Origin of the sequence: Corynebacterium sp. TAE3-ERU2, assembly GCF_019209955.1 — a bacterium.
GTDB lineage: Bacteria > Actinomycetota > Actinomycetes > Mycobacteriales > Mycobacteriaceae > Corynebacterium > Corynebacterium megadyptis.
The window spans coordinates 13,966-35,233 of record NZ_JAHUTL010000007.1 but is presented as its reverse complement, the minus strand read 5'-3'; the positions used below and the strand labels follow the sequence as shown (position 1 = coordinate 35,233).

The window sequence follows — 21,268 nt, the reverse complement described above, 5'->3', positions numbered from 1 at the left end:
CTGGCCGTCCTCATACTCAGCGGTGATGGGAGGGCTCCTCTCCCACTTTGAGGAGCCGCTCCCCGCCGAACTAGGTGACGGTGATGAAGGGTAGAAGGGCTGTGTACTGATGCAGACCGAGGGCCGAACTAGGCGTGGTAGTTCGTATCCTCCAGCGGCACATTGGCGCCGGTGAACTCCTGGTAGCTGCCGTCCGGATCGTAGATCGCATCGCCGAAGGGCGAGATCGAGTACGCCGGGCTGCTGGCGGCTTCGGTGGGCTTGACCGCAATGTTGCGGTAGCGCGAAATACCGGTGCCGGCCGGGATCAGCTTACCGATGATCACGTTCTCCTTGAGGCCAATGAGCTTGTCCGAGCGCTTATTAATAGCGGCATCGGTGAGCACACGGGTGGTCTCCTGGAAGGACGCGGCGGACAGCCACGACTCGGTAGCCAGCGAGGCCTTGGTGATACCCATGATCTCGCTGCGGAGCTGTGCGGCCTCGCCGCCCGACTTGCGGGCCTCGAGGTTGGCAGCCTTCGCCTCGGAGAGGTCCACCAAGGTACCGGGAAGGAACTCGGTGGAGCCGGACTCGATCACGGTGCCGCGGCGCAGCATCTGGCGGATGATGATCTCGATGTGCTTATCGTGGATCGCCACACCCTGGGTGCGGTACACCGCCTGCACCTCATCAATAAGGTGCTTTTCGACGCCGCGTCGGCCGAGGTGCTCGAGCACATCGTGCGGATCGGCCGGGCCGCGGAGCAGGCGCTGACCCACTTCCACTCGGTCACCTTCGCGCAGGGTGCGCTCGATGGTGGACTGCGGGTTGGACTCCATGGGTACGCGCACCTGGGCCAGGCCCTGACGCTTGGAGAGCTTCTCGTAGACCACATCATCGGAGCCGTCGTCCGGCACGATGGTGAGGGTGTAGAAGTTGCCGGTGTCTTCCAGCTTGACGGAACCAGCCACCGAGGCGATCGGAGCACGGTTCTTCGGCACACGGGCCTCGAAGAGCTCCTGCACACGGGGCAGACCGCCGGTGATGTCGCCACCGACACCACCCTGGTGGAAGGTACGCATGGTCAGCTGGGTACCGGGCTCACCAATCGACTGGGCGGCGATAATACCGACGGCCTCGCCGATCTCCACCTGCTTACCGGTGGCCATGGACTTGCCATAGCACTTGGCGCACACGCCGGCCGGGGTTTCACAGGTGAGCACCGAACGCAGCTTGATGACCTGGATGCCGCCATCGATGAGGGTAGTGACTTCCTCTTCGCCGATGTAGGTACCGGCGGGCAGCACAACCTCGCCCTCGTCGGTGGTGGCATCGGCGGCGAGCACGCGGCCATACACGCTGGTCTCGTTGAGCGGATCCGGGGTGTAGCCGGTGATCTCGCCGGCAGCATCGGTGACCGGCTCGGAGATGGCCACGCGAATACCCTGGCGGGTCTCGCAGTCATCCTCGCGCACAATCACATCCTGGGCGACGTCCACCAGACGACGGGTCAGGTAACCCGAGTCGGCGGTACGCAGAGCGGTATCGGCCAGGCCCTTACGGGAACCGTGGGAGTTGTTGAAGTACTCGAGCACCGACAGCCCCTCACGGAAGGAGGTCTTGATCGGGCGGGTGATGTAGTCACCCTTCGAGTTCACAACCATGCCCTTCATACCGGCCAGGGTCCAGATCTGACGCATGTTACCGGCGGCGCCCGACTTCACGATCATCGGAATCGGGTTCTCGTCCGGGTAGAGGTCCTCCACGGCCTGACCCACGGTGTCGGTGGCGTCCTTCCACAGCTCCACCAGGCGGTCATAGCGCTCACGCGGGGTGAGAGCACCCTTCTCCCAGTACTTCTTCTCGATCTCTCGGGCCGAGGCCTCGTAGCGCTCGAGAATCTCGTGCTTGTTCGGAAGCACCAGCACGTCGGACATGGTGATGGTCACACCGGAGCGGGTTGCCCAGTAGAAACCAGCGTCCTTCATCTTGTCCATGGTCTGGGCCACGGTGATCATGGGGTACTTGGCGGCGAGATCGTTAATCACATCGCCGAGCATGATCTTGTCCTGGCCGCCACCCTTACGCACCATGATGCCCTCAAGGTACGGGTAGTTCCACGGCAGCAGCTCGTTGAACATGATGCGTCCCAGCGTGGTGTGGGCGGTCCACACCTGGCCGGGCTGCCAGCCATCGGGGAAGTGCTCCGCTTCGACCTCGGCGGTCGGGCGCAGGTGCGAGATACGCACCTTGATCGGGGCCTGCAGGCCCAACACGCCACGGTCGCGGGCCATGATGGCCTCCGCGTAGGAGGAGTACACGCCCTGCTCGGGGCCATCCTCGGTGGCAGCGCTGTAGGCGCCTTCGCCACCGAGCTGATCCGGGGTCTTCTCCAGGGTCAGGTAGTACAGGCCGGTCACCATGTCCAGACGCGGCATAGCCAGCGGCTTACCGGAGGCCGGGGACAGGATGTTATTCGAGGCGAGCATCAGGATGCGGGCCTCGGCCTGAGCCTCGGCGGACAGCGGCAGGTGCACAGCCATCTGGTCACCGTCGAAGTCGGCGTTGAAGGCCTCACAGGCCAGCGGGTGCAGCTGAATAGCCTTACCCTCGACGAGCACCGGCTCGAAGGCCTGAATACCCAGGCGGTGCAGGGTGGGGGCGCGGTTAAGCATCACCGGGTGCTCGGAGATGGCCTCTTCCAGCACATCCCACACCTCGGGGCGCTGGCGCTCCACCATGCGCTTCGCGGACTTGATGTTCTGGGCGTAGTCGTGCTCCACCAGACGCTTCATCACGAAGGGCTTGAACAGCTCCAAGGCCATGAGCTTCGGCAGACCACACTCGTGCAGCTTCAGCTGCGGACCAACGATAATCACGGAACGACCGGAGTAGTCCACGCGCTTACCCAGCAGGTTCTGACGGAAGCGGCCCTGCTTGCCCTTGAGCAGGTCAGACAGAGACTTCAGCGGACGGTTGCCCGGGCCGGTGACGGGGCGGCCACGACGGCCGTTGTCGAAGAGGGCGTCCACGGACTCCTGCAACATGCGCTTCTCGTTGTTCACGATGATCTCGGGCGCGCCGAGATCGATCATGCGCTTGAGGCGGTTATTGCGGTTGATCACACGACGGTAGAGGTCGTTGAGGTCCGAGGTGGCGAAGCGGCCACCGTCGAGCTGCACCATCGGGCGCAGCTCCGGCGGGATCACCGGGATGCAGTCGAGCACCATGCCAGCCGGATCGTTACCCGAGCGCTGGAAGGCGGCAACCACCTTCAGACGCTTGAGGGCACGCATCTTCTTCTGGCCCTTGCCGTTATTGATGATCTCGCGGAGGCTCTCGGCCTCGGCGTCGAGGTCGAAGTTACGCACGAGGGTCTGGATGGCCTCGGCGCCCATACCGCCGGTGAAGTAATCCTCGTAGCGGTCGACGAGCTCTTCGTAGATGGTCTCGTCGATGATCATCTGCTTCGGGGCCAGCTTGGTGAAGGTCTGCCAGATCTCGTCGAGACGATCGATCTCCCGCTCGGCCTTCTCGCGGATATGCTGCATTTCCTTCTCAGCAGCATTCTGCACCTTGCGGCGGGCATCGGCTTTCGCACCGGCCTCTTCCAGCTCCGCGAGGTCCTCTTCCATCTTCTGAGCGCGCTCAGCGATCTCAGACTCGGCATCGGCCTCCACGTCCTTCTTCTCCAGCAGCATCTCAGCTTCCAGAGTGGTCAGGTCGGCGTGGCGTGCCTCATCGTCCACCGAGGTGATGATGTTGGCAGCGAAGTAAATAATGCGCTCCAGGTCCTTCGGAGCGAGGTCCAGAAGGTAGCCCAGGCGAGAGGGAACGCCCTTGAAGTACCAGATGTGGGTCACGGGCGCGGCCAACTCAATGTGGCCCATACGCTCGCGGCGCACCTTGGACTTGGTCACCTCAACGCCGCAGCGCTCACAGATGATGCCCTTGTAGCGGACGCGCTTGTACTTGCCGCAGGCGCACTCCCAGTCGCGGGTAGGACCGAAGATGCGCTCACAGAAGAGGCCGTCCTTTTCCGGCTTGAGGGTGCGGTAGTTAATGGTCTCCGGCTTCTTGACCTCGCCTTTGGACCAACGACGGATATCGTCGGCGGTGGCCAGACCAATACGGAGCTCGTCGAAGAAGTTGACGTCGAGCACGCAAACTCCCTTTCCCCCACGCGGTGGTGGGGTGTCGTAGTTTTTGTAAAGAACTTGAAGTGTCAGTTTCTTGCGCTTATTCCCCGAGCTCGCGGCGTGGCCTGTGGCCGCGCCGGAGCTGGTGGGAAAGAAAGCACCGTATTTTTAGGCGATGTCGTCCGAGCGCTCGTCGCGAGAAAGGTTGATGCCCAGGGAGGCACCGGCCTGATCGAACTCATCATCGTCGGTAGTGCCCAGCTCCATCGGAGTGCCATCGGCGGAGAGAACCTCCACGTTCAGGCACAGCGACTGCAGCTCCTTGAGCAGCACCTTGAAGGACTCGGGGATGCCAGGATCGGGGATGTTATCGCCCTTGACGATCGCCTCGTAGACCTTCACACGACCCACCACGTCATCGGACTTGATGGTGAGCAGCTCCTGCAGGGTGTAGGCGGCGCCATAGGCCTGCATAGCCCACACCTCCATCTCACCGAAGCGCTGGCCACCGAACTGTGCCTTACCGCCCAGCGGCTGCTGGGTGATCATGGAGTACGGGCCGGTGGAGCGGGCGTGGATCTTCTCATCCACCAGGTGGTGCAGCTTCAGCATGTACATGTAGCCGACCGAGATCGGGTGCTGGAAGGGCTCGCCGGAACGACCATCGAAGAGTCGAGCCTTGCCGTCGCCGTCGATGAGCACATCGCCGTCGCGGTTCGGGCGCGAGTTGGCCAGCAGACCAGCCAGCTCCTCGTTGGAGGCGCCGTCGAACACCGGGGTCGCGGTGAGCGAGTTGGCGGGAACGTCGTACAGCTCCTCGGGGAGAGTCTTGAGCAGCTGGGCGTTCTTCTCGTCCTCGGGGTCGATCTTCCAACCAGCGGCTGCCAGCCAGCCCAAGTGCACCTCGAGCACCTGACCAATGTTCATACGACGGGGCACACCGTGGGTGTTCAGGATGATGTCCACCGGGGTGCCATCGGCCATGAAGGGCATGTCCTCGGCGGGCAGGATCTTGCCCACCACGCCCTTGTTACCGTGGCGGCCGGCGAGCTTATCGCCGTCCTGGATCTTGCGCTTCTGAGCCACGTACACGCGGATCATCTCATTCACGCCCGGGGAGAGATCGTCGTCGTCCTCGCGGGAGAAGCGACGCACGCCGATAACCTTGCCGGTTTCACCGTGCGGCACCTTCATGGAGGTGTCGCGCACCTCGCGAGCCTTCTCGCCGAAGATGGCGCGCAGCAGGCGCTCCTCCGGGGTCAGCTCGGTTTCACCCTTCGGGGTGACCTTGCCCACCAGGATGTCGCCGTCGCGGACATCGGCGCCGATGCGCACGATACCGCGCTCGTCGAGGTCCTTGAGCACATCCTCAGAGACGTTCGGGATCTCCCGAGTGATCTCCTCGGCACCAAGCTTGGTGTCGCGGGCATCGATCTCGTGCTCCTCGATGTGGATTGAGGTAAGAACGTCCTCTTCCACCAGGCGCTGGTTGAGGATGATGGCGTCCTCGTAGTTGTGGCCTTCCCACGGCATGAACGCAACCAGCAGGTTGCGGCCGAGGGCCATTTCGCCCTCGTGGGTGCCGGGGCCATCGGCCAGCACTTCGCCTTCTTCCACACGCTGCCCGAGGTTCACCAAGGGGCGCTGGTTGTAGCAGGTGCCCTGGTTGGTGCGCTCGAACTTGCGCAGCATGTAGGTCTCGCGGGTGCCGTCATCAGCCATCACGGTGATGAAGTCGGCGCAGACGTTCTCGACCACGCCGGCCTTGTTGTTGATCACCAGGTCGCCGGCGTCATAGGCGGCGCGCAGCTCCATACCGGTGCCCACATAGGCGGACTCGGAACGCACCAGCGGCACAGCCTGACGCTGCATGTTCGCACCCATGAGGGCACGGTTGGCGTCGTCGTGCTCGAGGAAGGGAATCATGGCGGTCGCCACCGACACCATCTGGCGCGGGGAGATATCCATGTAGTCCACGCCCTCAGGACCCACGACCTCAATGTCGCCGTCCTTCACGCGCACCTCGATGCGGGAGTCGAGAATCGTGCCCTCCTCATCCACGCGGAGAGAGGCCTGCGCCACGGCGGCGCGATCCTCTTCATCGGCGGTGAGGTAAACGATCTCGTCGGTGAGCTTGCCGTCCTCCACCTTGCGGTAGGGGGTTTCGATGAAGCCGAAGTGGTTCACGCGGGCATAGCAGGAGAGCGAACCGATCAGACCGATGTTCGGGCCCTCAGGGGTCTCAATCGGGCACATGCGGCCATAGTGAGACGGGTGCACGTCGCGCACCTCAATGCCGGCGCGTTCACGGGACAGACCACCCGGGCCGAGCGCGGAGAGACGACGCTTGTGGGTCAGACCAGACAGGGAGTTGTTCTGGTCCATGAACTGCGAGAGCTGGGAGGTGCCGAAGAACTCGCGGATGGCAGCCGAGACGGGGCGCACGTTAATCAGGGAGGTCGGAGTGATGGACTCCGCGTCCTGGGTGGTCATGCGCTCGCGGACCACGCGCTCCATACGGGACAGGCCCACGCGGACCTGGTTCTGGATGAGCTCGCCAACGGTACGCAGACGGCGGTTACCGAAGTGGTCGATGTCGTCGGTATCGATCGGGATCTCCACGCCGTCCGGGGAGACCATGGAGGTTTCGCCGGCGTGCAGGCGCACCAGGTACTCGATGGTGGTGGCGATGTCCTCTTCGGTGAGGGTCATCGTGCGCTCATCAGCACCGGTGAGGCCGAGCTTGCGGTTGACCTTGTAGCGGCCCACCTTGGCCAAGTCATAGCGCTTGGGCTTGAAGAAGCTATTGTCCAGCAGGGACTGCGCGAGATCGCGGGTCGGCTGCTCGCCCGGGCGCTGCTTGCGGTAGATCTCCAGCAGTGCCTCATCGGTGTTGGAGACAGTGTCATTCTCCAAGGTGGACATAATCAGCTCGGAGAAACCGAAGCGCTCCGTGATCTGCTCGGTGGTCCAACCAAGGGCCTTGAGCAGCACGGTGACGGGCTGACGACGCTTACGGTCGATACGCACGCCGACGCTATCGCGCTTATCCACGTCGAACTCGAGCCATGCGCCACGGGAAGGAATAACCTTCACCGAGTGCAGGGGACGCTCGGTGGACTTATCGATGGTGCGATCGAAGTACACACCGGGAGAACGCACGAGCTGCGAGACCACGACACGCTCGGTGCCGTTGACGATGAACGTGCCACGGTCGGTCATCATCGGGAAGTCGCCGATGAAGACCGTCTGGGACTTGATCTCCTGCGTTTCATTGTTAATGAACTCGGCTGTCACATACAGCGGAGCGGAGTAGTTGATGTCCTTATCCTTGGACTCATCAACGGTGTTCTTCACGTCCTCGAAGCGCGGCTCCGAGAGCGACAAAGACATGTTGCCGGAGTAGTCCTGAATCGGGGACAACTCTTCCAGGATGTCCTCAAGACCACTGGTAATACGGGCACCCTCGGGTGCCTCGGCCTGTTGACGGGCGCGCCACTCGGGCGTGCCAATAAGCCAAGCAAAGGATTCGAGCTGTAGGTCGAGTAGACCCGGCAGCGCGATGGGCTCCTGAATTTTCGCGAATGAATATCGCTTCGGAGCTCCGGGGATTTCGGCCACTGACTTGGTCTGGCGGGAGACTGCCAAGATGCGTCCTTCCAGCACCTCACGCGACAACTACAGGGATGTGCTTCAGTGTGTTAATAGTGGGACACACACCAATGCCTAGCCCCGAGCCGCCGCTAACTTTGAGCATTTCGGTCTGCTATAGGAACCTCGCCCAACCGGCCGCGATAGCACTAAACGACCTTGTCAATTCGGTTTTTCCAAACCATTTAAACAAGGTCTCGTGAAAATCTGGGGTCGACGGATTCCAGCGCAAAGAATCAGCTTATACCACAGCTGCACGCTTGTAAAGGCCGTGGGCGATGAGGCGAATGGGACAGCAGTGCTGAGACTGGCATTCACGCCGCAGGCGGCCTGTATAAACATCGGAGTGGATCGAGGTGGCAGCGTGAAAATCTCACGCGCCGGTGCTGACCTCCTCACGGCCCGCCTGTTCCCGGCGCGCCCGGCGTCCGCCGATAAATACTCCGATGAGCGCTAGGAGCGCCAGAGCTTCACCGCATCCTAGCAGCACCCAGCCCGCGATCCGAATACCCTGTCCACCGCGCGTGTGCTCCGCGGCGGCAGCGAGTGCCTGCTGGTTCTCCTCGCTCATGCGGAACTCTCCCACCAGAACCAACTCGGGTTTTTCCCGCTTGGCGTCGGCGTAGAAGTCGTTAATATTCTCCTCGATGTTGAGCACTAAGCCGCTCTCGACGTCCACAGAGATCCGGCGATCGACCTCGTGGTAGAGATAGCCGGCCGAGTCATCCTGCAGCCGTGCGGTGTTGAAGATTCCGGGGTAGGACTGCGCCACGTTCTGCGGCTCGATGTACTGGTGATAGACCTTCACCTCACGGCCGGCGATCTCGGAGTTCTCCACAAACTCCAGCGGAAAAGAGCGGCGCAGGGTGGAGTCATAGAATTCCAGGCCGTGATTGGCTGGGGTGGGCTCGAACTTGAGCCACTGGCCGCCGATATCGAAGCTGCGGGTGGGGCTGGCCATTTGATCCGCCACGGTGGCAGGGGAGCTCGCGAGCCCCGTGAGCCGGTTCATGCGATAGCTGGTGATATCGGCGGTGATCAGGCGGTCCTGATCCGCTTGGCGGGACTCGCGCATGAGCGTCGAGCCGGCTTTGACGGTGACAGTGTCCGCATCGGCGGGATCTACGAACTCAAAGTGCACCTGCTTGGTCACCGGCGCATCCAGCACCCGTCCCTCGGGCGAGCTGAGCAGCCGTGACTGTGCCGTGTCATCGCGAAGCGTCCACGTCACCGGGCCCGTGTCGAGGGCGATGCGGGAATCGGTGTGCAGTGCGCGCGGCAAAAAGAGCCCCGCCGCGATGAGGGCGGCGGCCAACCCGAGAACAAGGGAGGCGGCGATGCGAGACTTTGGCAGCATGCCTAAAGAGTGTAGCCGCCGCCCTTTGCGCAGTGGGACCGAGGCGCATGCGCAGCGCACCACCCCGGCTATCTCAGGCACGGGCCCTCTCCCCTCCTGCTCCGAAGGCGAGGAGAGCACCGCGGCCATGCGCACGGCGGCGGTGTCTGAACCAGGCGGTGTCCGGGCCATCTTGTAGGCTTGCCCTAGTATCTGAGCGCCGCCGCCCCGAGGCGCTCGTTTTCCTCCCACTATTGCCACTGACCTCGTTGTATGGAAGGACGTTTTCTGCGCCGTGTCTGATCCCCATCCTCAGCACCAGCCTCAGCACCCTGAGGAGCAGGCGCGCGCCGATCACGCCGCCCAGCAGCAGCCCGATAGCGCCGCCGCCCCCAGCAGCGCCGGCCCCGGCGACTCGGACGACGAGAGCTCGACCCCACCCACCCCAGCGTTTATTGCCTCGCCGACGACGCGCGATAAGTGGCTTTTTGTCTATCTCTTCGCGGATATGCTGCTGAGCCTGGCGATGATCCCGCTTCGGGTGTGGCTGCTGAATAATCCGCTCCCTTATGCGCTGCTCGTGGGCGGCTATACCTCCGCGATTATTGGCGGCGCCCAGTCCACCGTGGGTGGCACTGCCGCCTGGGTGATCGTGGTGTGCGCTCTGGTGGGCGGGCTGCGCTCCATCCCCCTGTGGTGGATGATTGGCCGCTGGTGGGGCCGCGAGTACCTCGCCATGGTGGTGGAACAATCTCCCCGGATGCGCACCTGGCTGGACCGTCTGGGGAGGCTCAGCCCTCCCCTGCTGCTGGGAGCAATCTTTATCTCCTATATTCCCTTCATGCCGATTCGCCTCATCGCGAATCTTTTGGCCACCATCCGCGGGGTATCCTTCCGCATGATTCTGGCGGTCAACGCCGCCGGCGTGCTGGTACGCAACAGCATCTTTGCCTATATCGGTATCCGCTATGGCGAGCAGGTGATCGGGGTGGTAGATCAGATCAATCGCTATGCCCTGTGGATCACGCTTGCTTTGGTGGTCTTTGCTGTGATCTCGGCTCGCCGCTCCAAGAGCCGCCCCGTCTAGCTGTCGGTAGGCTGGCGCCATGGATACCTTTCGATCACATTCTGGACTACGGCTGCCAGTGCAGGGCTTGGGCACCTATAAGCTCAAAGGCGCGGCGGGAGTGGAGTCCATTCGCTCCGCTATCTCTGCGGGGTATCGGCTCGTAGACAGCGCCTATAACTACGAGAATGAGGGCACCGTGGGCAGGGCGGTGCGCACCGCGCTGCGTGCAGATGGCAGCGCCACCCGCTCGGAGCTGCTCATTACCTCCAAGCTGCCGGGGCGCTATCACAGCGACGCCGTCACCTGCGTGGAAGAGTCCCTCTATCGCTTGGGACGGAACTTTATTGATCTGTATTTGATCCACTGGCCCAATCCCTCGCAGGGGCTGTTTATCGACGCCTACCGCGGGCTCATGGCCGCGCGGGATAAGGGACTCATTCGTCACATCGGCGTGTGCAATTTCCTGCCGGAGCACCTCGAGCAGGTAGAAGCCGCCACCGGCGAGCTTCCCGCAGTGAACCAGATCGAATTGCACCCCTACTTTCCCCAGGTCGAGGCCCGCGCCTATCACCGCGAGCGCGGCATCATCACCCAGTCCTGGAGCCCGCTCAACCGCGGCGAGGTACTCGAGGAACCGGTGCTGGCAGAGATCGCCCGCGGCCATGATGCGACCCCGGCGCAGATCGTTCTCGCCTGGCATCGCGCCATCGGCGCACTCGCCATTCCGAAGGCCAGTTCCCTGCAGCGGCAGCAGGAGAACCTGGCCGCGCTGGAGATCACCTTGGATGCGGCCGAGATAGAGTCCATCACGGCGCTGGGCCGGGCAGATGGGCGTCGTAAAGCCCAAGACCCCGCAGTCTATGAGGAGTTTTAGGCTGCGCCCCGCGCTGCCCTGAGCACCGGTCACCCCGAATACTGGGGCGGCCGGCGCTGCTATATCCGGGGCGCGCACCGCCCACCGCGCCGTACCCCCTTCTTGGTGAAAACTACCTACGGTTCCGTCAGAGCTCTTCTATGTGACCCGCAACGCACTTAGGATTCTCTTCTATAGCGTTCATCTATTTTTCATCGACATAGAAAGCTGGATCCCATGGCCCCTATCTCTCGCCGCGGCGCTGCACTCGCGCTGGTATCCACCACTGCCCTGCTGCTGCCCCAGCACGCCGTCGCCGCCCCGCTGCTTCCTCCGGCCCCAGAAGTAAGCTCCTCCACTTCCGGCTGGCCGGATCTGCCGGAGGACATTGCGCCGCCCTTCGTGCCGGAGCCGCTGCGCGAGGCCGGCCTCACTGGGCTGCGGCTCACCGCCCCCTATAACGAGGCTCCCGGCGCGATCCGCAGCACCTTTGGTCAGCGCGGCCCCCACGAGGTGGCCGCCACCACGGTGGCGCGGCAGTGCACCGACGCTTTTTACGTGTTCTACAACTCGATACTGCGCTACCAGAACGGCGCGAACTCGGAGGCGCCCTGCTATGGCACCTGGCCCTCCGGACCGGAATCCCCCATCGGCTCCCAGCTGGTCTACCCGGCAGACATCGCCGAGTCTGATCCCGCACCGTTGATCGTGCTCTCCCCCGGCATCGGCGCCGAGCCGGGCATGGTTTCTCGCCAAGCCGAGCTCTACGCCAGCCACGGCTATGTGGTGGCCATCGGCTACACCTGGATCAACTGGTTCGGCTACCAAGTGGAGCTGGCCGCCACCGCCGCGATCGACGCCGCCACCAGCCCGGGCCCGCTGCAGGGCAAGATTGACACCTCCCGCACCGTGCTCGTCGGCCACTCAGCCGGCGGCGGCGCTGTGATGCGCGTGGCCGAAAGCCTCGGGCCGGCGATGCACGCCGTGGGCGATGAGAACTTCGCCGTCCGTGGCGTGACCGCCGTCAACCCCGGCCCCGCGGATTTCGGGCTCGCCTCCGAGCCCACCACCAAGCCCGCGCTGGTGCTCTTCGCCGAGCACGAGACCCTGGTGGCCCACCCGATCTCCGAGTTGCTCTACACCAACGCCCGCGGCCCCAAGTGGCGCGCCACCGTGAACAATGCCTTCCATGGCACCTTCGTGGATGCCCCGGAGCACAACGTGTACGGCGGTCTGGTGCTCTCCTTCAGCGAGTACGTGCTGAGCAATTCGGAGCGCACCCAGGCCATCTACACCGGTGAGGGCTTGGCGTCTGACTCCGAGCTGCACGATGTGCAGCGGGAGAATATCGGCTAGCCCTGCGCCCCGCGCCCACCATCCGCGCCGCCCGCGACCAAGGAGTTGTTCCCATGACCTCGACACTGCGCCGCCGCCTGCTCACCCTCTGCGCCACGCTCGCGCTCGTACCCACCGCTACCGCCACCGCCCAGGCCGTGGGCGATAGCCCGCAGCCGGTTCTTCCCGACTCGGCTGGCCCCCGTGCCTGTGTGCCGCATCTGGGTAATCCGGCCCAGGGCTATGGGCAGTTCCCCTTGGGGCTGGTGCCGCCGGATTTCGGCGATGAGGGCTATGAGGACTTGCCGGTGGCCGATCCTGCAGGGCTTCCCGAGCAGGTGGTGCTGCGCGATAATACCCAGGGCTTTAATGACAAGGTGGAGGTGGCGCTGCGCCACGGCGAGCTTGCCGTGCGCCATGTGGGCGATCCGGTCTGGCGGCAGCTGCCCACTCCCGACTGCCTGCGTGGGGAAATCGTGGGCATCTCGCTCAACGAAGATGCGCTCGTGGCCCTCGATGACGCGGGGTGGATGTACACCCTGTCTAATCTCTTATCCAGCCCCAGCCGCTGGGGCTGGATCCGGGCGTGGGGCGGGCCGGTCTGGTTGGGGAAGGGACACCGCTCCCCCACCACGGAACCGGGCCGCTGGGCGCTGAGCGTGATCGGCACCCACACCGACCGCTGGTATGACACCCCCGATGGCAAGCAGCAGCCGATCTCTTTGGCGAAGGTCACCCAGGTGGTGGCGCTGAGCGAGGATGGCTCGCGGATCTACACCCTCGATCCGTGGCTGGCCCGCGACTACTCCTATGAGGTGGGCACCCCACTGAACTCGCGTTTCCGCGTGCACAGCATCAGTGCTGGCGGCTCGGTCATCTTTGTCACCAATAAGTACGGCGATATGTACACTCGCCTGTCGGATTTTGATATCAACGGCTCCGATCCGGCCCAGTTCCGCTACACGTGGGGCGAGGATGCTCGCCCCGCCGCGCCCGATGCGCTGCGCCACCGGCTGGATCCTCGCACCGCCCCGATTGGGCTGCCAGCCGAGGACTGGGCCCAGCAGCCGCATATCCCCGGCGAGATCACCGACCGCATCTCTATCCACTCCACCGCCGCTGGTTCGGCGCAGCGGGAATTGCGGGTCGAGGGCCGCCACGCGGGCCGCACCGGCTACTGGCATAAGCAGCTGCGCGCCAGCGAGTGGGAGTTCACCCCCACCGACGCGCCTTTGCAGGGCACGCTGCTGGAGAACTCCTCCTATGATCGCTCCCACGAGACTCTCGCCCCTGCCTCGCCCTTCTCCTATGCGGGATCGCTCAGCGACGCCGCCCGCCTGGAGGTAGATGAGTTTGCTTATGCCTCGCCCTCCCGCGAGGTGGACCTGCAGATCAATGGGCGCCGCTATCCCCTCGTGCTGCACACTATCGATGGCCGTCTCGGCTCGGCGCTGAGTATGCGCACCTTGCCCATCGAGGGCGAGTTTGGGCCACGCCCGGCAGGCCTGGTGCAGGCTGTGCCGCGCAACTATATGGCCGCCTTTGAGGTGCCCGAGGCCACCCGCAGCGCCGCGGCCAACGATCCCGCCCTGGCGCGCTTCCTGCGGGACTATCTGGGCGATGAGCAGTTCCATCAGGTGTATCTGAAGGTCACCCCGAACACCATGGAGATTATCAACTCCCCGGTGCCGAACCTCGCGGCCCCGCTCATCAGTGACACCGCCACGCTGCACGCCGTGGAGCGCTAGCCGCAGGCCCTCGGGCACAGCAAAAACCTCCCCAGCACCTACAGTGCGGGGAGGTTTTTAGGCATGTACCTTCTCACGCTGCCACGCGCGGCGGCAGCGGAGAAAAGGAAATGACCTTACTTGAGGGAGACCTTAGCGCCGGCATCCTCGAGCTTGGTCTTGGCAGCCTCAGCGTCGTCCTTGTTAGCGCCCTCGATGATAGCCTTCGGAGCGGACTCAACGAGCTCCTTGGCTTCCTTCAGGCCCAGGCCGGAGACGATCTCGCGGACAGCCTTAATAACGCCGATCTTCTTGGAGCCAGCGTCCTCGAGAACGACGTCGAACTCGTCCTTCTCCTCAGCAGCAGCGGCACCCTCAGCGCCCGGAGCAGCAGCAACAGCAGCAACCGGAGCAGCAGCGGTGACGTCAAAGACCTCTTCGAATTCCTTAACGAACTCGGAGAGCTCGATGAGGGTCATTTCCTTGAAAGCTTCAATGAGCTCGTCCTTGGTGAGCTTAGCCATGATGGCAATCCTTTCGGTAGTGTTCCTCCCCAGCGGTGGCGCCAGTGCGCGGCCGCCGAGGTGAATCTAGGTGTAATGAGTGTGTACTTTCGCGGTATGTCGCCGCCGGGATGGCGTCGACAAGCTGCAAAAGTTCAGGGTTAGTCTTCCTTCTTCTCCTGCAGCGCGACAGCGAGTCGAGCCACCTGAGAAGCGGGAGCGTTGAACAGGCCAGCGGCCTTTGCCAAGCTGCCCTTCATGGCGCCGGCCAGCTTCGCGAGGGTGACCTCGCGGTTGTCCAGGTCAGCGATAGCGGAGACCTGCTCAGCATTGAGCGCGTCACCGTCCATGAAGCCGCCCTTGATGACGAAAGCCTTGTTGTCTTCGCCGAACTTCTTCATCGCCTTGGCAGCGTCAACTGCCTCGCCCTTAACGAAGGCGACTGCGGTGGGTCCGGTGAAAACATCGTCGAGGCCCTCGACGCCGGCATCCTTAAGAGCCAGCTTCATCAGGGTGTTCTTGGCGACGGAGTACTGGACATCTTCGCCGAGCGAACGACGCAGTTCAGTCATCTGAGCCACGGACAGGCCGCGGTACTCACTGACGAAAATGGAGTCTGCGTTCTCAAAGCGAGCCTTGAGCTCCGCAAGATCCGATGCGTTCTTCGGGTTAGCCATTACTTCGCCTCCTTCCTCAATATGTCTTGTGTCGTTTCCGCCGAGGCTTCCCACAGATGCAGAAAGCCCCGTGCAAGAGCACAGGGCATATCCCTTTCACTACTGAAAGGCATGATTCCAAGTGTCTCCTGCGTGGGCCGGCTGAATCACTTCAGCACCTTCGACCCGCCCAGGCTGGGCGGATGACCGACGGTCTTCGGTGAAACTTGTCGCGACCCGCCGATGAGGCGAGCCGCTCAAACTTCGACTGCTTAACCTATCCCCTTGTCGCAGCAGAAGTCAAATATGCTCAGCGTTCCTTCGCTTATCGACGCGTGCAGCCCCACACCCCCACCGGCCCTCGCACACCCGTGCGCCCAAGAGCGGACGCTGTCTGCCCCGGGGCCTACACTCACAGATGTCCACCCGCTGCCGAACGCTTCAGGAGATCAGTCATGCCCGCCGCCACCCCGGCCCCGCGCCCCGCTGCGGATGTGGAATTCGCCGTGGTTGATCTGGAGACCACCGGGCTGGGCGAGCGCGATCGAGTGGTGGAAATCGGGGTGGTCATCAGCGATGCGCGGGGGACGATCCTGCGGGAATGGGAAAGTCTCGTGCAGCCGGGCTGCGCCATTCCCACCACAGCGATCCATGGCATTAGCACCGCCGACGTGCGCGATGCCCCGCGCTTCGCCGAGGTAGCCGCCGAACTGGCCGAGCTGCTGGATCAGCGGGTGCTCGTCGCCCATAATGCCCCCTTTGATCTGCGCTTTTTACGCCGCGAGTTTGCGGCGGTGGAGGTGGAATTCGCACCACTCCGCTGCCACTACCTCGATACTTGCGTGCTCGGGCATGCGGCTTATCCCAGCTCTCCTTCCCGCAGCCTGCGCACGCTCTTGGAGATGGCCGGCATTAACAATGCCGCCGCACACACCGCGCTTGCTGATGCCCGCGCCACTGCCGAGCTGCTCGCCGCCTGCATGCAACGGCTAGAGCTAGCGCCACCCACCGAGACCTTCGCCTTTCACCACGGACTCAGCCCAGCGCTCCGCGCGATGGCAGCGCCCCGCTATCCGCGCCGCCGCCGGTCCGAGCAAAGTGTGACTCAGAATACTTTTACTTCGCTAGAGTGAAACTATGAGCCCCCACAGCGCCCCCGCAGCACAGCCCTCCCGTGGCGCGGATAGCACTGCCGCCTGGGACGCGGATGTGATCCTCTATGACGGCAGCGTGGCCACTGTCCGCGCGGTACGCGACAGCGACCGCCCGCTGCTGGTGGAGTTTTATACGCGCGTCTCCGATGCCTCGAAATACTTGCGGTTCTTTAGCGCCCACCCCACCCTCAGCGAGAGCGATTTGGACTCCTGGGTGCAGGTGGATCACCGCGATACGGTCACGCTAGTGCTCACTATGCGCGAGCAGATCATCGCCACCGCCCACTACGGGGTGGTGGACAAGCTCCTGCCCCAGCGCGTGGCCGATGTGTCCTTCCTGGTCCAGGACGATGCCCAAGGCAAGGGGGCGGCCAATATTTTGCTCGAACATCTGGCACAAGCGGGCCGCGATAATAAGGTCGAGCGCTTCTTTGCGGAGATGCTCACCCAGAACCGCGCGATGGTGCACGTCTTTCGCCGCGCCGGCTATGAGGTTCGCCCTGAACTGGAGGACGGTTTTATCACCGTCGATTTTCAGATCGACCCCACCGACCGTTCCCGCGAGGTGATGCTGCAACGCGAGCAGAAATCCGAGGCCGCCGCGATTTCGAGGCTGCTGCGCCCGCGCTCCGTAGCGGTGGTGGGCGATAGCGACAGAATGCAGGCCTTCATTAGCCGCATCTTCTCCTCGCATTTCCGCGGGCAGGTACATGTGAGCACGGGGCCGGTGCACGCCCCCGCACCGGCGGCGGAGGATCCAGCCCCGGCGGCTCCCGCAGCCCCCGCAGCCCCCGAGCTACTCGCCGCCATCCCCGGCCCCATCGATCTGGTGGTGGCCCACTATGAGCAAGAAAGCTTTGATGCACTCCTAGCCACCGCCGCCGCGAAAGAGGCCACGGGCATCGTGGTGCTGGCGCGGGGCGAGAACCCCTCCCTGAGTAGCGCGGACGCCCACCACGTGCTGAGTGCGGCCCGCGCCCGCGGCATACGCGCCCTCGGACCGGCCTCGCTCGGGCTGATCAATACTGACCCCAAGGTGAGTCTCAACGCCACCCCGGCGCCGCTCCCGCAGCGTGGGCCGGTGGGACTGTTCACCCAGTCCGCTGGGGTGGCCACCCTGGCTCTCGCCCGCGCGGTGGAGCTCAACATTGGGATTAGTTCTTTTCTCGCCTCCGGCGCTTTCGCGGATGTCACCGGCAATGACGTGATCCAGTATTGGAGCGCCGATGAGGCCACCTCCATCGCGCTGCTGAGCCTCGATGCCATCGGTAACCCGCGCAAGTTCTTCCGACTGCTCCGCCGCCTCGCCGTGGACAAGCATGTGGTGGTGTTTAGCCCCTCCCGCGCGTTGCGCTCGGCACTGCCCGCCGCCGCGGCCCACGACTCCGCGGCGCAGGATTCCGAGGTGCACGCCCCTGCCGCCGCCTTCGATGAGGTCATTCGCCGCACCGGGGCGATGGTGGTGTCCCGGCGCGACACCATGTTCGATATCGCGCGCATCCTCTCCTCCCAACCGGCGCCGGGCGGTCGCCGGGTGACGGTGATCTCCAATTCGGCGGGCTTGAGCGAGCAGATGGCCCAGGCCGCGGGCCGTTTCGGGCTGGTGGCCGAGGCGGTCACCGTGCGCGGGGAACCAGTGGCGGGACTGGTCGCCGCCACCGCAGAGGCCCTCCGTAGCGACTGCGATGCGGTGCTGTGTGCCGCGGTAGAGATCAGCGAGCCGATCATCGCCCCCGTACTGCCGCAGCTGCACGCCCTAGCCGCCGACGCCGCTATTCCGCTCCTTGCCGCCGTGGTGGGCTTCGATGAGCGTCTCGCCCACCTCTCTGCGGAAACTGGATGCTCCGGGGTGCCGCTCTTCCGGAACTATGCCGATGCCCTCGAAGCACTCGGGGTGATCGTGGAGACCGCCGAGGTCAAGGCGAAGCAGCGTTATGAGCAGCCGGATAGCGCCGGGTTCGACCGCGGACGTGCCACCGCCGTGATCGAGCGCGCGCTCGCGGCCGCACCGGAGGGCGGGGCACTCAGCGATGAGGATTGTGCGGAGCTGTTGTCCTGCTATGGCATTGAGCTGGTGCGTTGGGAGCCGGCCCGCACAGTGGATGAGGCCCACTCCGCCGCCGAGGGCTTCGGCTGGAATGTGGTGCTGAAAGCCACCGCCGCCCAGGTACGCGGCCGCCCGGAGCTGCACACCATCCACCGCGCGATCAACGATTTCGCCTCCTTGCGCCGCGCCTGGGATGCGCTCGGCCAGCTGGGCGTGGAGCTGGGGCTGGCCGCCACCGCCGAGGAGGCCGTCCAGGCCCTGCACCCGGTGGTGCAACCGACGGTGTCCACCGGCACTGCAGTGAATGTGCGCGGTATCGAAAACCCCGTGCTGGGCCCGATGATCTCGCTGGGGCTGACCTCGGCCGCGGCGGTGCTGAATGAGGATCGTCGCTGGTGCACCCCTCCCCTGAGCGAGACAGAGGCCCGCGCCATGATCACTCACCTTGCCACTGCCCCACTGCTCACCGGCTATCGCGGCACCGAAGCCGCCGATCTGGATGCACTCCAGCGCATTATTGTGCAGCTCGCCCAGTTGAAGGACGATCTGGCCAGCGTCGCGGAGATCGAGCTCACGCCAGTGATCGCCAGCCCCCACGGCGCCCAGGTGGTGGGCGCGCGCGTGGTGGTGCAGCCACAGTCCCGCTCCCGCGATCCCCTGATTCGAGCGATGTGATGCGTCATGTCCCGACCTGTGTTGCTGCACTCGGAAACGCTGTATAGCTATAGCTTTGGGCGCGAGCACCCCATGGGCCCAGACCGGGTACGGCTAGCCGTGGAGCTGGCGGACTATCTTGGCGTGCTGCCGCTCTGCGATACCGCCGTTCCGCTGCCCCAGCACCGCGAGCAGGCGCGCCGGATCCATGACCCCGACTATCTGGCGGCGCTCGGCCAGCTCACCCCCAATCCCGCCTATGGCTGGGGCACCGAAGACAATCCCCTCGCCGCCGGAATCCACGAGGTGGCGCTCGATATCGTGGCCGCCTCGACCACCGCCGCGCAGCTGGTGTGGGAGGGCCACTGCACACGGGCGGTCAATATTGCCGGCGGGCTCCACCACGCGCAGCGACGGGGAATTTCTGGTTTTTGCATGCTTAACGACGCCGCCGCGGCCATTGAGTGGCTGCTGCGCCATGGCGCCCAGCGGGTGGCCTATGTGGACGTCGATGCCCACCACGGCGATGGGGTGGAGCAGATGTTTTGGGACGATCCACGGGTGCTGACGATCTCAGTCCACGAATCGGGGCTGTATCTTTTCCCCGGTACCGGATTCGCCGGGGATATCGGGGGACCGCAGGCCCTGGGCACCGCGGTCAATGTGGCCGTGGAAAAAGACATCACGGATCGGGAATGGCTGCGCGCGGTTCACGGCATCATCCCGCCGCTGCTCCAACGCTTCGCCCCAGAGATCATCATCTCCCAGCATGGTGCCGACCCGCATCGCACCGATCCGCTGACCCACATGGGGCTGTCGGTCAACGCCATGGAGATGGTCGCACGTTCGGTGCGGCGATGGGCGGATCGCTATGCCCAGGGCCGCTGGGTGGCCCTCGGCGGTGGCGGCTACCACCGAGACTCGCTGGCTCGCAGCTGGGCGGCGCTCCTGGCCGTAGTCGCCGGGGTGGAGCTCGACATGGCCACGCCCATGCCCGCCGGATGGGAGAACCGAGTGCACCGCCACGGGGTGGTGCCTACCTCGACCACGCTGGGCGATTCGTGGGCCGATCTGGCGGGGGTGGAGCCCACCGAGGTCATCGGCGGGCCGCGCTGCTAGGCCATGGTGGCGACCTCCAAGGCGGTATTTCCCTATTGGGGCATCGCCGCCTATCCGAGCCCCTAGGGCCACACCTGGTCTCTGTGACGGCCCCAGCGCGGGGCAAAGCTGAGAGAACTATGCCCCCATGACACCCCGGGCAGCGCGGCGCATTTATCCCCCTCACAGGAATATGGCCCCGTTATCGATAACCAGACACCTAGACGTGTTCTAGCTCATAGTCCGCGCGGGCAAGGATCGCCACACTCGGCGGCGCTGCGATAACGCGCTAAATATTGTCCTCTGCCGCCATTCTCAGATAGTCCAGATGTGCCTCCATCGCCTGCACCGCCCGCCGCACATCACGGGTAATGACCGCATCCGCGATGTCGACATGGCGTCCCGGCGCGGCCGCCGTCGAGCCATAGTGCGGCGCGTGCGCATGCAGCCCGTTCACCCGGCACTGATCGCGCAGCCGCCCCAGCAGTTCCACCCACCGCTGATTGCCCGTCAGCGATACCAAGTAGAGGTGAAAGTGGTGATCCGCCTCGAGATAGTCGAACATGCCTCCAGCACTCGCCCCCGTCGAGAGCTCATCGGCATGTGTCGCATACTCCTCTATGTTCGTGACCTGCTCTGATGTCAGCCGCGCTGCCGCCACCGTGCGCACGGCCTCTACCTCCAAGAGCCGACGTAGCTGGTAGATCTCCCATACATCCGTACTGCCGAGCCGCACCACGCGGAAACCACGATTGCGCACCAGCTCCAGCAGACCACGCTCTGTCAAGCTCATCATGGCCTCCCGCACCGGCGAGTTGGACACCTGCAGCTCCTTCGCCATGGCATTCGCCGAGTAGATCTGCCCCACCTGCATATCTCCCTGCAGCAGCAAGAGCCGAATATGCGTCTCCACCCACGACTTATAGGTGCTCCAGGTCTGCCCCTCCTCGCCGACAAAGCCCTCCACGTCGGACATGCACACCTCCTCTATGGCCCCATACCGGACGTATGAGGACCCACAACTTGTGCCTTTAGGTTATATATAACATAAACTGAGCTCCACG

13 protein-coding genes are annotated in these 21,268 nt (G+C 64.1%); 7 read left to right on the top strand and 6 right to left on the bottom strand.

Annotation, left to right across the window (positions count from 1 at the left end; all coding sequences use genetic code 11):
* Positions 1–128 precede the first annotated feature (128 nt).
* The 3 genes from KRX12_RS10060 to KRX12_RS10050 form a co-directional block, all read right to left on the bottom strand.
* The gene (locus KRX12_RS10060) at positions 129–4,145 is read right to left on the bottom strand and encodes a DNA-directed RNA polymerase subunit beta' (RefSeq protein ID WP_218364551.1); all 4,017 of its coding nucleotides are present in this window, start codon (positions 4,143–4,145) and stop codon (positions 129–131) included.
* A gap of 144 nt (positions 4,146–4,289) precedes the next feature.
* Positions 4,290–7,787 (bottom strand): DNA-directed RNA polymerase subunit beta, encoded by a 3,498-nt coding sequence (locus KRX12_RS10055; protein ID WP_218364553.1) that lies wholly within the window; start codon positions 7,785–7,787, stop codon positions 4,290–4,292.
* A gap of 358 nt (positions 7,788–8,145) precedes the next feature.
* On the bottom strand, positions 8,146–9,129 hold the full coding sequence (locus tag KRX12_RS10050) for a DUF3068 domain-containing protein (protein WP_218366552.1): 984 nt from the start codon (positions 9,127–9,129) through the stop codon (positions 8,146–8,148).
* 274 nt (positions 9,130–9,403) lie between these two features.
* Between KRX12_RS10050 and KRX12_RS10045 the strand changes: the two genes are divergently transcribed.
* The 4 genes from KRX12_RS10045 to KRX12_RS10030 all read left to right on the top strand — a co-directional run bounded on the left by KRX12_RS10045 (position 9,404) and on the right by KRX12_RS10030 (position 14,113).
* Complete coding sequence (locus KRX12_RS10045; protein ID WP_218366551.1) at positions 9,404–10,195, top strand: DedA family protein; 792 nt, start codon at positions 9,404–9,406, stop codon at positions 10,193–10,195.
* Between the two features lie 19 nt (positions 10,196–10,214).
* Complete coding sequence (locus KRX12_RS10040) at positions 10,215–11,051, top strand: aldo/keto reductase (protein WP_218366550.1); 837 nt, start codon at positions 10,215–10,217, stop codon at positions 11,049–11,051.
* A 216-nt stretch (positions 11,052–11,267) separates the two neighbouring features.
* Positions 11,268–12,386: an alpha/beta hydrolase gene (locus tag KRX12_RS10035; protein ID WP_218366549.1), complete on the top strand. Its 1,119-nt coding sequence runs from the start codon at positions 11,268–11,270 to the stop codon at positions 12,384–12,386.
* Between the two features lie 53 nt (positions 12,387–12,439).
* Positions 12,440–14,113 carry a hypothetical protein gene (locus tag KRX12_RS10030; protein WP_218364562.1) on the top strand — a complete coding sequence of 558 codons (1,674 nt, stop codon included), beginning with the start codon at positions 12,440–12,442 and terminating at the stop codon, positions 14,111–14,113.
* Between the two features lie 116 nt (positions 14,114–14,229).
* Here KRX12_RS10030 and rplL read toward each other — a convergent pair whose 3' ends face one another.
* Together rplL and rplJ are read right to left on the bottom strand one after the other, a co-directional pair.
* A complete protein-coding gene (gene rplL, locus KRX12_RS10025; protein ID WP_151528983.1) occupies positions 14,230–14,616 on the bottom strand; it encodes a 50S ribosomal protein L7/L12 in 387 nt (128 codons plus the stop codon).
* Between the two features lie 140 nt (positions 14,617–14,756).
* Positions 14,757–15,272 (bottom strand): 50S ribosomal protein L10, encoded by a 516-nt coding sequence (gene rplJ / locus KRX12_RS10020; RefSeq protein ID WP_151528984.1) that lies wholly within the window; start codon positions 15,270–15,272, stop codon positions 14,757–14,759.
* Positions 15,273–15,706: 434 nt separating this feature from the next.
* Between rplJ and KRX12_RS10015 the strand changes: the two genes are divergently transcribed.
* From KRX12_RS10015 to KRX12_RS10005, 3 genes are read left to right on the top strand one after another with little or no spacing between them, the layout of a single operon-like run.
* Positions 15,707–16,384 (top strand): PolC-type DNA polymerase III, encoded by a 678-nt coding sequence (locus KRX12_RS10015; RefSeq protein WP_218366548.1) that lies wholly within the window; start codon positions 15,707–15,709, stop codon positions 16,382–16,384.
* 4 nt (positions 16,385–16,388) lie between these two features.
* On the top strand, positions 16,389–19,127 hold the full coding sequence (locus KRX12_RS10010; RefSeq protein WP_218366547.1) for a GNAT family N-acetyltransferase: 2,739 nt from the start codon (positions 16,389–16,391) through the stop codon (positions 19,125–19,127).
* Between the two features lie 6 nt (positions 19,128–19,133).
* The gene (locus tag KRX12_RS10005) at positions 19,134–20,225 is read left to right on the top strand and encodes an acetoin utilization protein AcuC (RefSeq protein WP_218366546.1); all 1,092 of its coding nucleotides are present in this window, start codon (positions 19,134–19,136) and stop codon (positions 20,223–20,225) included.
* 268 nt (positions 20,226–20,493) lie between these two features.
* Here KRX12_RS10005 and KRX12_RS10000 read toward each other — a convergent pair whose 3' ends face one another.
* On the bottom strand, positions 20,494–21,180 hold the full coding sequence (locus KRX12_RS10000; RefSeq protein ID WP_218366545.1) for a GntR family transcriptional regulator: 687 nt from the start codon (positions 21,178–21,180) through the stop codon (positions 20,494–20,496).
* Positions 21,181–21,268 lie beyond the last annotated feature (88 nt).